Origin of the sequence: Bilophila wadsworthia ATCC 49260 (assembly GCF_000701705.1) — a bacterium.
GTDB classification, from domain to species: Bacteria; Desulfobacterota; Desulfovibrionia; order Desulfovibrionales; family Desulfovibrionaceae; genus Bilophila; species Bilophila wadsworthia.
Genome location: NZ_JNJP01000004.1, coordinates 142,146 through 154,092, shown reverse-complemented (window position 1 = coordinate 154,092; position 11,947 = coordinate 142,146). Strand labels below are relative to the sequence as shown.

Genomic DNA, 11,947 nt, shown 5'->3' with positions numbered 1-11,947 from the left:
TTGATCAGCCGCAATATCCCGTACACCATCGTGTACCCGATGGCGATGAGGCCATACAGGGAACCCAGTGTCAGGGCATTGAAGAAGTGCTGGAAGAACATGTCCAGACTCATAGTGCCTGCCTTATCCGAAAGTTTCGACAAGACCCGCGGGAACAGCCGCAGGACGGCGACAGCAGCCTGTGCCGCTGTCGCCGAACATCCGCAGGCGGGAGAGGGTTTCCCCCTCCCGCATTCTGAGGCAGAGCTATTCAGCGATGGCGTCGCCGATGTACTTACGCTTGCCGTCCATGTACTTGATGATGCCCACGGGCATTTCGGCGTCATGGGTTTCATTGATGCTCAGCACGCCAAGGGCGGTGGGCAGGTTCTTGGTGGCGGCGAGAGCGGCGGTCAGGGCTTCGGTATCGGCCTTGCCCGCGCGGGTGAGGGCGTCCAGAATGATATTGTAGCAGTTATAGCCGAGCGCGGAATTCACGTTGGGATCCTTGTTGGGGAAGTTCTTCTTCCACGCATCGGTGAAGGTCTTGGCTTCGGCGCTCATGTTTTCCATGTTGACGTCATAGGGGAAGGTGGTGTGGAGGAAGCCTTCCACAGCCTTGCCGCCGATCTTGAGGGTATCGGGGTTGTCCATGGCGTCGGCACCCATGAGCACGAACGTCGCGCCGAGTTCGCGGGCCTGCTTCATGATGATGGCGCCTTCGGCGAAGTAGGCGGGCATGAACACGATGTCGGGCTTCTTGCTGATGAGCTCGGTGAGCTGGGCGGTGAAGTCCTGGTCGCCGGAGCTGTACTTCATGTCGGCAACGAGTTCGCCGCCGATCTTCTTAAAGGTCTTTTTGAAGAAGTTGGAGAGGCCCACGGCGTAGTCGTTGGCGACGTCGGTGAGGACGGCGGCCTTCTTGTAGCCGAGGTTCTTGTAGGCGTAGGTCGCGGCGGCGGCACCCTGATAGGGATCGATGAAGCAGGCGCGGAAGTAGTACTTCTTGCCCTGCGTCACGAGCGGGTTGGTGCAGGAGGTCCCGATGACGGGCACCTTGGCGCGTTCGGCGACTTCGCCGCCGGCCATGGCGAGGGAGGAGCCGTAGGTGCCGATGATGGCGAGCACCTTTTCATGTTCGGTGAGGCGCTTCACGGCGTTGGCGGCTTCGACCTTGTCGGACTTGTTGTCGACGACGACCAGTTCGACGGGGCGGTCGAGGACGGTCGGTTTGAGCTTGTGGGCGAGCTGGATGCCTTCGAGTTCAAGCTGCCCGCCGAAAGCGTTCTGGCCGGTCAGGGGCAGATAGACGCCGATTTTGATGGGATCGGCGGCCTGTGCCGGAAGGGCGAGGCCCATGCCCATGACGGCCATTGCGGCCATGCTCAAAAGTGTGCCGAGTTTCATGTCTTCCATCCTCCAGAAAAGGTTGTTGCGCCAGAAACGGAGTTCCGGCTCGGGATGATCGGCTGCCTTACCGAAAAAGTGCTCCGGTAACAGATTGTTTTTGAGTATAGGAAAAATCACGTTTTCGCAACCGAAAGGAGCTTTTTGCGAGGAACCATAAGCCTTGCGGCCTTTCTATCCGAACAATCCGAGGGCCGGAAGTTCCCCTTGTGCGTCAGTCTTGTTTCGGATTTGTTTCCTTTTCCAAAAATTTCGCTAGAGTGCCGTGGCTTTGAAGCGCGCCACCCGCGTTTTGCCGCTCCACAGATCGAGCGTGTCCCCGGAATGCGAAACGGATGTGGCTCCGGCGAGCGCCTGAGCAAGGGCCCGCGCCTGCGCGTCTCCCTTCGGGCAAAGCATCATGGTCGAGCCGAGCTGCGAGAAACCGATGCGATCGCCTTGGAGAGTATAACTGCCGATGAGATTGTTGCAGCCGTCGGAACCGGAGATCCGGCCTTGCGCGCCTTCAGGATTAAAGAGCAGGTGCGGTTCCGGCTGGTTGTCGTAGACTTCGGCCGGTTTTCCGTTCAGCTCCACCAGTTTCCACCGGGTTCCCGCGAGGCCGTCGGTCACAGGCGCGGCGTCCATGACCCGGTGCGTCAGGACCATAATGTCGGCGTCTCCGGGATGCACCATGAGGGGGCTCGTGGTGGCGAACAAGGTCGTTTCGCCGCTCGAAATGGCGGCTTCCAGTTCATAGCTCATGCTGGAGGAATCCGCGGCGGGGCAGGCGATGCTGAAGGGCAGAGGGACATTGCGGCCTTCCGTGGACGCGCGTTCCTCGGCGACCAGCATACGCCCGTCACTCGTTTTGCGATGCAGGGTGACGGTCAGTTCCGCATCCGGAGGCAGGGCCATACGTTCGCGGTAGGTCACCATGCCCGTCAGCGGAACCGTAGGTTCGGGCTGGGGAGCCGCCTTCTGATACGGGGAGCAGCCGCCGAAGACGACGGATGCAAGAACGGCCAGCAGCATGTGCGAAAAGCGCGGCGCGCGTGAAAGCAACGGAATGTTTTTCATGAATGGCCTCATTAAAAATGGAGTGGATAATTAAAGGTGGCGTACAATATGCCCCGGCTTTTTGTACTGGGCAAAAAGAACGGTGGCAAGCCGGTTATCCGGCAGCCTGCTCCAGCCCCCATGAACGGCTCAAGGCGCGATAGTAGACGAGGAGGGCGTTCAGGGGGAGCAAATACATGGCGGCCATGATGGATTCGGAGGCTGAGAAAAATTCGAGGCTGACGATAAGCATGAGCACGTTGTTCATGGTTCCGTAGCTGATCAGAAAGGCGAGCTTGCGTTGCGGGGGCATGGACCGCGGCAGAAAGAGCCCGCCGGCCATCATAACGGCCCCAAGGAGGCAGGCGGCCCCAAGGGCCTTGACGACAAGCGAAGGAGACTGGTGGAGCACGCCCGAGTAATTGCTAAAAATAGCCAGTGTGGACAGTGCGATGGTGGAAACAGACACGGGGAACTGGTGCTTGAGGATATACTCGGTGACTCGGGGCGCTTTGCGGGTCAGAAACGCACCGGCAAAGGGGACAATAATGGTGACGCACAAGGAAAGCGTCATGCCGGACAGGGACAAGTGGGCGGGCAGGTTCATGGGACCGAAACCGGACAGCGTCATGAAACTGTCTACTATATAAAGAAGCATGGGCAATGTCAGAGGGAGCAGGAGCGAGGAGAGGAGGTTGCCCGCAAGGACGAGGGCCGTATCCGCATTGACCATAATGGAAAAGATCGGAGCTACCACACCGATGGATGCGGCGCCGACAAGGAGGGCGCCAAGCGCGAACTGCGGCATGAGCAGTTTGAAAAGGAAGAAGGACAGGAGCGGCAACGCGAACAGACGGATGAGCACGAGGCCGCTTACCGTGCCGGGGATAAGGCGGGTATGGATGAAGAGGGCTTCGGTGCCGACGGAAAGGAAACCGAGATACAGGAGGACAATCAGGCAGAGGCGGGGGAAGGGGGCTAGCGGTTCAGCCAGACCGGGAAGGAAGCTTCCGGCGAGCATGGCGAGAAAGGAAACGACGATCATCACGAGATCGCGTGAACGCATGAGAGACTCCGCCCTTGGAAAGGGAAAAACAAGAAGGCCGAAGGAACCCCTCCGGCCCAGTCAGTGCCGCATCGCCGCGTATCAGCGGTTTCTTTGACAATCTGGACAAATGCCGTAGAGATACAGCCGGTGAAATGTGGGTTTGAAACCGTGCTTGCGGGCCAGCGCGTCCTGCAGTTCTTCTATCTGCGAGTCGACGACTTCGATGTTGCGCCCGCAGTTTTCACAAATAAGATGATCGTGGTGGGCGTCGGCGGCGTGCTCATAGCGGGCCAACCCATCGCCAAACCGTACCTCACGGGCCAGCCCCGCCTCGCACAGAAGCTTCATGGTCCGGTAGACGGTGGCCTGGCCAAGGGAAGGATCTTCCTTGCGGACTCTGTCATAGATTTCTTCGGTCGTCAGGTGCCCGCTTTCATTAAAGAACACTTCCATGATCTGCTGACGCTGAGGCGTGTTACGCAGCCCCTTGTTTTTCAAGAAGGAACGAAAAATCTGAGCGGGGTTGCCTACTGGTCTGTCTTCACTGAACATGCGCCACCTCGGGTTGGATTGCAGGAATGGACTATAGCCTAGTTCATACGCTATCGCAACGGGAGCCCTTTCCCCAGCGCCTTTTTATATCATTATAAGTGGATTGAGAGTTGAGATGAATGGGTAAGGGCCCCGTGGGGATGCCGTTCCGCCCTTGCGTCCCCGAAAAGCATAGGCTACACCGGGCCCCATGAAAAAGAAAAAAAGACGCCCCATCCGGCTTCCCGTTCCCGAATACAGCGACAAGGTGCTCGTCTCCGTGCCGCCGCAGCATGTGGGGATGTTTCGTTTCCTCCTTGAGGGGTATGACAACATCGCCAGTTTTACCGTGCTCGATCGCGCGGAGGCGTTGCTCAAAGTGTTCTTTTCTCCGCATCAGCATACGGAGGCGCGTTCCGCTCTTGAGGGCATCGCCGCGGTACTGCCGATAACTGTCCGCCCGTGGCCTGCCGCGGCATGTTGTGCCGAACCCTCGGAATCCGGTATGGCTTAGCGAAATAAAACCAGTATTCAGGGTGCATTGTGTCGTTTTATTCTCTTTTTGAGAAAAAAGATGAAAAAATGTTTGACAAACGGGAATCCGGCCCCTATATTCCCTTTTGTCGCATGTCGCGGGGTGGAGCAGCACGGTAGCTCGTCGGGCTCATAACCCGAAGGTCGTAGGTTCAAATCCTGCCCCCGCAACCAGAAAATTCAAGCCCCTATGGATAGTATCCATAGGGGCTTTTTTTGTGCATTCATGTTTTTGATGTGCCGCTGGCACCGAGTGGGGTAGCGATCAGTTCAGTACAGCGGGGTATTCGGTACACGGTTTGAATCCCTTTGTGCGGCACGTGGTTATGTTGATTTAACGCTTGGGGAGTGCTGCGGCGTTTGGCACAGAGCGATCGTTTTTGATCGCTATCTGGACAAAATGGCGCACAATCCGGCACAGAGTGATCACAGAATAAACGAAACGGGCGGTTCCTCATCGGAGCCGCCCGTTTGTCGATCTCTTCGCAACCTTTCATCTGTTGCCTGAATAAAAGAGAACGCCACATTTAGAGGGTCATTCTTGATGAAATGGGCAATTCGGAGTGGCCGGGATCAAAGCCAAACCGAATTGCCCTTGGTCGGGGGGCTATTTTTTGCCTCTGCCGGAGGTTTCAGGTGCCCACATGTGGCAGATGATGCCGCCGAAGAGCAGGGTGATCACGCAGCACCAGAGGGCCATATGGATGCCAAACTGTTCGCTCACGATGGGCAGGAGGAAGGTGCCTCCGCCCGCGCCGAAACGGCTGATGGCAATGGTCAGGCCTACGCCGGAGCCGCGCAGTTCCGTTGGGAACAGCTCCGCGGGATAGGAAAATTCAGGGACGATGGAGGCCGCGAGCACCAGGGCAAAGGCGGTGATCATGATGAGCGCGACGAGCGGGGACATTGAGGTCCACAGGATCATCACAGTAAGGATCGCCGCGGATACGTAGAAAGTCCAGAGCAGATAAGCGCGGCGGGTTGCAATGCCGTATATCCAGAGCCCCACGAGCACGCCGATGAGGGTGAACACGTTGTACAGCACGCCGGAGGCGTTGGGGTTCTGGATATTCATCTTGGTGAGCACCAGCGGCAGGAAGATGCTGATGGCAAAGAAAGGCAGCACCTGGGCAAAGAAGAATACGCCGGACACCACCGTATTGCGCCACTGCTCAGGAGCGAACAGCGCGAACCACGAAGTGGAAGCGGGCTTTTCCTCTCCGCGATCAGGCAGTCCATACTGGTTGCCGAGATAGGCATGGATGTTGGCGAGAGCTTCCTGAGGGCGCCCCTTGGCGATGTGCCACAGGGGGGATTCGGGCGTGCCGAAGCGGATGACGAGGGCGATCAGGCTGGGCACAACGGAAGTGCAGAGCACGAGACGCCAGCCGTCGTTGCCAAAGGCGGCGACAAAACCGTCCATGAAAAAGCCGACAATATACGAAATGCAATAGCCGATGGTCCAGAAGACCAGCAGCCACCCCAGGATGCCCGCGCGTTTTTTGGCCGGAGCCCATTCGCTGAGCAGTGGGATGCCCACCGTATAGTCCGCGCCGATGAGCATACCCAGGACAAAGCGCACTATGGCGATGAGCAGCGGATCGGAGAGGAAGAATTGCAGCACGGAAACGATGGCCGTCAGCAGCATGAGTGAAGCGTAGAGAGGCCGTCTGCCGATTTTATCCGCCGTGATGCCCGCCAGAAGGCTGCCGAAGAAGATGCCGAACATGGAACCGGCACCGATGAGCCCCATCCAGAAGCTGGTAAGCCCCAGAGGTTCCATAGCATAGTTGAGCGAAATGCCGACAATGCCCAGCGTGTAGCCGTCGCTGATCTGGCCCATGAAGGTGCCGGCGGTGATTTTTTTATGAATGGCCGAAAACGGGGCATCTTCGAAACTGATCTGTCTTGCTCCACTCATGCCGTGGTTCTCCTTAAAGAGAGTGGTGAAGGTTTACATCCCCTTAGCCTGTTAAGAAGCAAAATAAACCGAATTACGGTATGTCGTACTGAAATATAAAACGTATTTTGCCGATATGTCAATCACCCTCAGAAAAAAACGGCGAGCCCATGAAAGCAGGAAAAGAGCTTTGCTGTGTTTTTTTACTCAAAAAATAGAGCATACTATGATTATAGAAAGCCTGCGAAGGGAGCTTGTCCGGGAGACGGAACCGGAACGGGCATGAAAACGGAATAGGATTGCCGATGTCTGCTGTTTGTGGAATATGCGGGCACCGGAGAAGAGGGCGGCTATGGCTCTGAGAAAATAAATGTTTCATAATATATTTATACCATTCGTTAAAAGAGAACAGATGAGAGATTTGAACATAAAAAGTCGGTTCCCCTATTGACATAGAAATACAGTGCGTCTAACCTGAAATAAATGGTATATAATACCATTATACGGTATGTTTTTAAGAAAAGATTCGGTTCCCCGGTTTATGCAAGCATCCTGAAAAAAGGCTCACGGGCCTGAGGCTGATGTTTTTAGTTCCATTCACGACACTGTGATTGCCATTGAGGTGCGTATGACTCAGCAGACCATGTTCTTAAAAAACACGGAAACATTCGCGGAAAGTTTGGCGCGTTGTGGTGTTAAATTTCATTTTGCCTACCCTATTACCCCCGCGACCGACGTCATGAAGCGTATGGCCGTCATCCTGCCGCAGTACGGCGGCAAGATGCTGCAGATGGAAAGCGAGCTCGCCGTTTCCAGCGCCTTGGCGGGCGCGGCCTGTACGGGCATGTTGTGTGCGACTTCCAGTTCCGGGCCCGGCATGACGCTCATGCAGGAAGCCATTTCCTTCATGTGCGGTGCCGAATTGCCCTGCCTGATGCTCGACTCCATGCGTGTGGGCCCGGGCGACGGTGATATTCTGGGTGCGCAGAGCGATTACTACATGTCCACCCGCGGCGGCGGGCATGGCGACTACCATGTGCCGGTGCTCGCACCTTCCGACGGTCAGGAAATCGTGGATCTCGTCCCTGAGGGGATCCGGCTTGCCTACACCTACCGCACTCCGGTTCTTTTCGTGTTCGACGGCGTGACCGCCCAGACCACGGAAACGGCGGTTCTGCCGGAATATCATGATTATTCGGCGGAATACGATACTTCCTCTTGGGCCTATACGGGCACCAAGGATCATCCCAAGCGCGCGCTCATCACAGGCAGCTATTCCCACGCGGACGGCTACGTCATGAACGAGCACCTGCGCGCCAAGTACGAGACCATCCGCGCCAAGGAGCAGCAGTGGAAGGAAAGCAACACTGAGGACGCCGAACTTATCGTTGTCGCCTTCGGCATTCATGGCCGCATGTGCAAGGATCTGGTCGCCAATCTGCGGGCGCAGGGCAAGAAGGTGGGCAGCATCCGTCCCGTCACGCTGTGGCCTTTCCCCGATAAGGCGTTCGAGAACCTGCCTTCCACGCTGAAGAAGATCCTTGTCGTCGAAATGAACCACGGTCAGATGGTGGATGACGTGCGCCTTGCCGTGAACGGGCGCGTCCCGGTGCATTTCTTCGGCAAGACCGGCGGCGATATGCCCATGTACACCCTCGCGGAAATGACCGCTGAAGTGAACCGTCTGTTGGAGGAGTAATCGGAATGCAAAATCTCAGCGCGAAATACGGCAAGACTCTGAATCTGGACAAGCTGACCAGCTACTGCCCCGGCTGCGGTCACGGCATCGTCACCCGCCTGGTGGCTGAAGCCATTGAAACGCTGGGCATCCGCGAACGCGCCATTGCCATTGTGGGCATCGGCTGCGGCGGCTTCTCCCACCATTATATGGATGTGGACGCCATTGAAGCCACGCATGGGCGTTCCCCTTCGTTCGCGGTGGGCTACAAGCTCTGCCGTCCCGACAACATCGTGTTCACCTACTGCGGCGACGGAGACTCCTGCGCCATCGGCCTTGGCGACCTGATGCACGCGGCCAACAAGGGGATGCCCATCACGTCGATCATGGTCAACAACTCCGTATTCGGCATGACGGGCGGCCAGATGTCCCCCACGACTCTGGACGGTCAGGTGACCGCCACCACGCTCAAGGGCCGCGACGTGACCTGGCAGGGCTATCCCCTGCTGGTGCCCGAAATGATGCGTGAAATGCCCGGCGTGAAGTACCTCGCCCGTGAAAGCGTGGCCACGCCCAAGCATATCATGCACGCCAAAAAGAGTATCCAGAAGGCTTTTGAATGCCAGGTGAAAGGCCTCGGCTACTCGTTCGTCGAAGTCATTGTCCCGTGCCCCACAGGCCTGAAGAAGAGCGTGCAGGATTCCTATAAATGGTGCTCCGAAGAAATGCTCGGTTACTTCAAGCCTCAGGTCTTCAAAAGCGAAATGGAGTAGAAATCATGCTGGTCAAATGTATGTTTTCCGGATCGGGCGGGCAGGGCTCTGCGCTGATGGCCAAACTCGTCTGCGAGGGCGCCATGAGGGAGAACCTGAAGGTCGTCATGACGCAGACCTACGGCATTGAGCAGCGCGGCGGCGACTCCACTGCCTTCATCATCATTTCCGACGAAGCCATCGGCAGCCCCATTGTGGAGAATGACGCCACCATCGCCGTGGCGCTGAGCCAGTCCATCTATGAGCAGTGCCTCCACGGCGTGGCCCCCGGCGGCATGTTGTTTACCAACGCCTCGCTGGTGGAGAATCCGGGCACGGCCGAAGGCTTCACGCAGATCCTTTTGCCCGTCTCCGAAATCGCCGTGGAAGTGGGATCGGTACGCAGCGTCAATATGGTGATGCTGGGCGCCGTCATCGCAAAGACGGAGCTCTTGAAGCGCGAAACGATCATGGCCGTGCTCGAGGAGACGATGGGCAGGAAGAAGCCCGAGCTGCTTGAGTTCAACATCAAAGCCTTCAACGCTGGCTATGAAGCCGCCGGGAAAGGGGAATAAGCCATGAGCAAGACCAAGACTCACGTGATCGATGCCCGCCGCTGCAAATCCTGCGGCCTGTGCGTGGATGCCTGCCCCAAGGGGGTTCTGGCCATCGGTACGGAAATCAACGGGCAAGGATACAATTATATCGAACGGGCGCATCCGGAAAAGTGCGTGCTCTGCAACATCTGCGGCGTGGTCTGTCCCGATGTCGCCGTCGGCGTTGTGGAAGAGTAGCGCGGAACGCTTTTTCCGGAGTTTTCCGGAGAAGTCTTCTCAGGTTCCGCAATGGCGGAATGCCGGTCACAGAGAACGCTTATATGGAGAGCATCATGTCCGACCTTATTCCTCTGTTCCGTCCCAAAAGCGTAGCGCTCATTGGTGCTTCCTCGGACACCAAGAAATACGGCTACTGGACGGCCAAAAGCCTGATCGACAACAAGTTTCAGGGAGAAATCCATCTGATTTCCCGCTCCGGCGGCGAAATCCTCGGCCAGCCGACCTACCCCGATATCCTGTCCGTTCCCGGCGAAGTGGATCTTGCCATCATCGCCATCGCGCCCAAGCACATCCTGTCCATCATCGAGCAGTGCGTGGAGAAGGGCGTGAAGACCGGGATCGTCGTTTCCACCGGTTTTGGCGAAACGGGTCCCGAAGGCAAGGAAATCGAACGCCGGATGCTGGAGATCGCCCGCAAGGGCAACATGCGCATCATGGGCCCCAACTGCATGGGGATGTACAGTTCGGCGGTCAGCCTGAACGCGAGCATCATCGACCTTGCCCCCGGCCCCATGAGCCTCGTGCTGCAGAGCGGCAACTTCGGCATCGATCTGAATTTCAACGCCAAAAAGCGCGGCATGGGCTACAGTTGCTGGGCCACCATCGGCAACCAGATGGATGTCCGCTTCAATGACTTTGTCCGGTATATCGAGCAGGATGATCACACCAAGGTCATGCTCCTCTATATGGAAGGGCTGCGGGTGGAAAACGAGGAGGATGGGCGCAAGTTCCTTGAAGCCGCCCGCCGTACCTCGGTGAGCAAGCCCATCGCCGCCATCAAGATCGGCCGGAGTGCCGCCGGAGCCCGCGCCGCCGCTTCGCACACCGGTTCCCTCGCCGGTAGCGAAAGGATTTTTGATGCAGCTCTGGCGCAGGCCGGAGTGGTGCGCGTCAACACCCCCAACGAGCTGTTGGATGCGGCGGAAGCCTTTTCCAAGTGCAAACCCGCCCACGGCAAGCGCATAGCCGTCCTTACCGACGGCGGCGGGCACGGCGTTATGGCGACGGACTTCTGCGAGGCCAACAGCCTGGAAGCGCCCGTGCTTTCCGAGGCCACGCAGGAAAAGCTGCGTGCCATACTCAAGCCGCATTGCCCCATCAAGAACCCCGTCGACCTCGCGGGTACGCCCGAAGGAGACATGTGGGTGTTCGATCGCTGTCTCGAGGTGCTTCTTGATGATCCGGACGTGGACGGGATCGTCATTGTCGGTCTGTACGGCGGGTATGCCGATTTGTCGGAAGAATTCCGCGTGCTGGAAATGGATGTGGCCAAGAGTATGGCCGAGCGCATCCGGAAGGGCGACAAGCCCGTGGTCATGCACTCCATCTACCAGCCCCAGCAGCCCGACTGCCTGAAATACCTCAGCGAGCAGGGCGTGCCCGTGTTCGGGGCTGTGGATGAAGCCGTCCGCACCATGGGCGTGCTTGTGGAATACAGCGAGCGCCGCGCCGCCCTTCTGGAAGAGGCCGGTTCCGTGCCGCCCGAGCTGCCCGCCGGACGCCGGGAAAAGGCCGAAGCCATCTTTGCCCGCGTGCGTTCGGAAGGCCGCGTCAATCTGGTGGAAACCGAAGCGCGTGAAGTGCTGCGTGCCTACGGTGTGGATCTCGCCCCGCATTATCTGGCCGCTACAGCCGACGAAGCGGCGGCCATGTGGGAAAAGATCGGCGGCAAGGCCGTCATGAAAATCGTTTCCCCCGACATCCTGCACAAGACGGATGCCGGAGGCGTGGCCCTCAATATCGAATCCGCCGAGGCTGCGCGCGAGGCTTTCGAGCGTCTGGTCGCCAACGGCCGCAACTACAAGGCCGATGCCAATATCTTCGGCGTGATGCTGACGCCCATGTTGAAGGGCGGCGTGGAATGCATCATCGGCTCAAGCTGGGACAGCACCTTCGGGCCTACGGTCATGTTCGGTCTTGGCGGTATTTTTGTTGAAATCCTTAAAGATGTGTCCTTCCGTGTGGCGCCGGTGAACATGCCCTCCTGCCGCCGGATGGTGCGCGAGATCAACGGCCTTGCCATGCTTCAGGGCGCCCGCGGCAGCAAGCCCTGCGATCTGGAAGCGCTGGCGGAAGCCGCCTGCCTGATTTCGCATATGGTGGACGAACTGCGCGACATCGCGGAGGTCGATTTGAACCCCGTGTTCGCTTGGGAAAAGGGGCTTGCCGTGGCGGATGCCCGCATCGTGCTGCAGGCGCGCTGACGGAAAACGGATTTGAGGGAGGGCCGGGATTCCCGGCCTT

General features: G+C 58.0%; 11 protein-coding genes, 1 tRNA gene and 1 pseudogene. 7 read left to right on the top strand and 6 right to left on the bottom strand.

Annotation, left to right across the window (positions count from 1 at the left end; genetic code table 11):
• The 5 genes and pseudogenes from T370_RS25895 to T370_RS0103495 form a co-directional block, all read right to left on the bottom strand.
• Positions 1-113 (bottom strand): annotated as a pseudogene (locus T370_RS25895) (branched-chain amino acid ABC transporter permease); the annotation flags it as partial.
• Between the two features lie 133 nt (positions 114-246).
• Positions 247-1,386, bottom strand: a complete 1,140-nt coding sequence (locus T370_RS0103510) for an ABC transporter substrate-binding protein (protein WP_016360456.1) — start codon at positions 1,384-1,386, stop codon at positions 247-249.
• Between the two features lie 255 nt (positions 1,387-1,641).
• Complete coding sequence (locus tag T370_RS0103505; protein ID WP_029434757.1) at positions 1,642-2,445, bottom strand: META domain-containing protein; 804 nt, start codon at positions 2,443-2,445, stop codon at positions 1,642-1,644.
• Positions 2,446-2,539: 94 nt separating this feature from the next.
• Positions 2,540-3,490 (bottom strand): symporter, encoded by a 951-nt coding sequence (locus tag T370_RS0103500; protein WP_029434756.1) that lies wholly within the window; start codon positions 3,488-3,490, stop codon positions 2,540-2,542.
• Between the two features lie 81 nt (positions 3,491-3,571).
• The gene (locus tag T370_RS0103495; RefSeq protein WP_005030597.1) at positions 3,572-4,024 is read right to left on the bottom strand and encodes a Fur family transcriptional regulator; all 453 of its coding nucleotides are present in this window, start codon (positions 4,022-4,024) and stop codon (positions 3,572-3,574) included.
• A gap of 190 nt (positions 4,025-4,214) precedes the next feature.
• Between T370_RS0103495 and T370_RS0103490 the strand changes: the two genes are divergently transcribed.
• Both T370_RS0103490 and T370_RS0103485 read left to right on the top strand, forming a co-directional pair.
• Positions 4,215-4,517 carry a DUF4911 domain-containing protein gene (locus T370_RS0103490; protein ID WP_005030599.1) on the top strand — a complete coding sequence of 101 codons (303 nt, stop codon included), beginning with the start codon at positions 4,215-4,217 and terminating at the stop codon, positions 4,515-4,517.
• Between the two features lie 117 nt (positions 4,518-4,634).
• Positions 4,635-4,711: transfer RNA gene (locus T370_RS0103485), tRNA-Met, on the top strand.
• Positions 4,712-5,144: 433 nt separating this feature from the next.
• Here T370_RS0103485 and T370_RS0103480 read toward each other — a convergent pair.
• On the bottom strand, positions 5,145-6,458 hold the full coding sequence (locus tag T370_RS0103480) for an MFS transporter (RefSeq protein ID WP_005030601.1): 1,314 nt from the start codon (positions 6,456-6,458) through the stop codon (positions 5,145-5,147).
• A 607-nt stretch (positions 6,459-7,065) separates the two neighbouring features.
• Between T370_RS0103480 and T370_RS0103475 the strand changes: the two genes are divergently transcribed.
• The 5 genes from T370_RS0103475 (at position 7,066) to T370_RS0103455 (ending at position 11,907) form a co-directional block, all read left to right on the top strand.
• On the top strand, positions 7,066-8,136 hold the full coding sequence (locus tag T370_RS0103475; protein WP_009381148.1) for a pyruvate ferredoxin oxidoreductase: 1,071 nt from the start codon (positions 7,066-7,068) through the stop codon (positions 8,134-8,136).
• A gap of 5 nt (positions 8,137-8,141) precedes the next feature.
• On the top strand, positions 8,142-8,888 hold the full coding sequence (locus T370_RS0103470; protein WP_005030605.1) for a thiamine pyrophosphate-dependent enzyme: 747 nt from the start codon (positions 8,142-8,144) through the stop codon (positions 8,886-8,888).
• A 5-nt stretch (positions 8,889-8,893) separates the two neighbouring features.
• Complete coding sequence (locus T370_RS0103465; protein WP_029434755.1) at positions 8,894-9,442, top strand: 2-oxoacid:ferredoxin oxidoreductase subunit gamma family protein; 549 nt, start codon at positions 8,894-8,896, stop codon at positions 9,440-9,442.
• A gap of 3 nt (positions 9,443-9,445) precedes the next feature.
• Positions 9,446-9,661 carry a 4Fe-4S binding protein gene (locus tag T370_RS0103460; protein WP_005030613.1) on the top strand — a complete coding sequence of 72 codons (216 nt, stop codon included), beginning with the start codon at positions 9,446-9,448 and terminating at the stop codon, positions 9,659-9,661.
• Positions 9,662-9,756: 95 nt separating this feature from the next.
• On the top strand, positions 9,757-11,907 hold the full coding sequence (locus tag T370_RS0103455) for an acetate--CoA ligase family protein (RefSeq protein ID WP_029434754.1): 2,151 nt from the start codon (positions 9,757-9,759) through the stop codon (positions 11,905-11,907).
• Positions 11,908-11,947: the final 40 nt, after the last annotated feature.

Coding starts and splice junctions, on each gene's coding strand:
- T370_RS0103510 (WP_016360456.1), bottom strand. CDS start 1,386: ATGAAACTCGGCACACTTTTGAGCATGGCCGCAATGGCCGTCATGGGC.
- T370_RS0103505 (WP_029434757.1), bottom strand. CDS start 2,445: ATGAAAAACATTCCGTTGCTTTCACGCGCGCCGCGCTTTTCGCACATG.
- T370_RS0103500 (WP_029434756.1), bottom strand. CDS start 3,490: ATGCGTTCACGCGATCTCGTGATGATCGTCGTTTCCTTTCTCGCCATG.
- T370_RS0103495 (WP_005030597.1), bottom strand. CDS start 4,024: ATGTTCAGTGAAGACAGACCAGTAGGCAACCCCGCTCAGATTTTTCGT.
- T370_RS0103490 (WP_005030599.1), top strand. CDS start 4,215: ATGAAAAAGAAAAAAAGACGCCCCATCCGGCTTCCCGTTCCCGAATAC.
- T370_RS0103480 (WP_005030601.1), bottom strand. CDS start 6,458: ATGAGTGGAGCAAGACAGATCAGTTTCGAAGATGCCCCGTTTTCGGCC.
- T370_RS0103475 (WP_009381148.1), top strand. CDS start 7,066: ATGACTCAGCAGACCATGTTCTTAAAAAACACGGAAACATTCGCGGAA.
- T370_RS0103470 (WP_005030605.1), top strand. CDS start 8,142: ATGCAAAATCTCAGCGCGAAATACGGCAAGACTCTGAATCTGGACAAG.
- T370_RS0103465 (WP_029434755.1), top strand. CDS start 8,894: ATGCTGGTCAAATGTATGTTTTCCGGATCGGGCGGGCAGGGCTCTGCG.
- T370_RS0103460 (WP_005030613.1), top strand. CDS start 9,446: ATGAGCAAGACCAAGACTCACGTGATCGATGCCCGCCGCTGCAAATCC.
- T370_RS0103455 (WP_029434754.1), top strand. CDS start 9,757: ATGTCCGACCTTATTCCTCTGTTCCGTCCCAAAAGCGTAGCGCTCATT.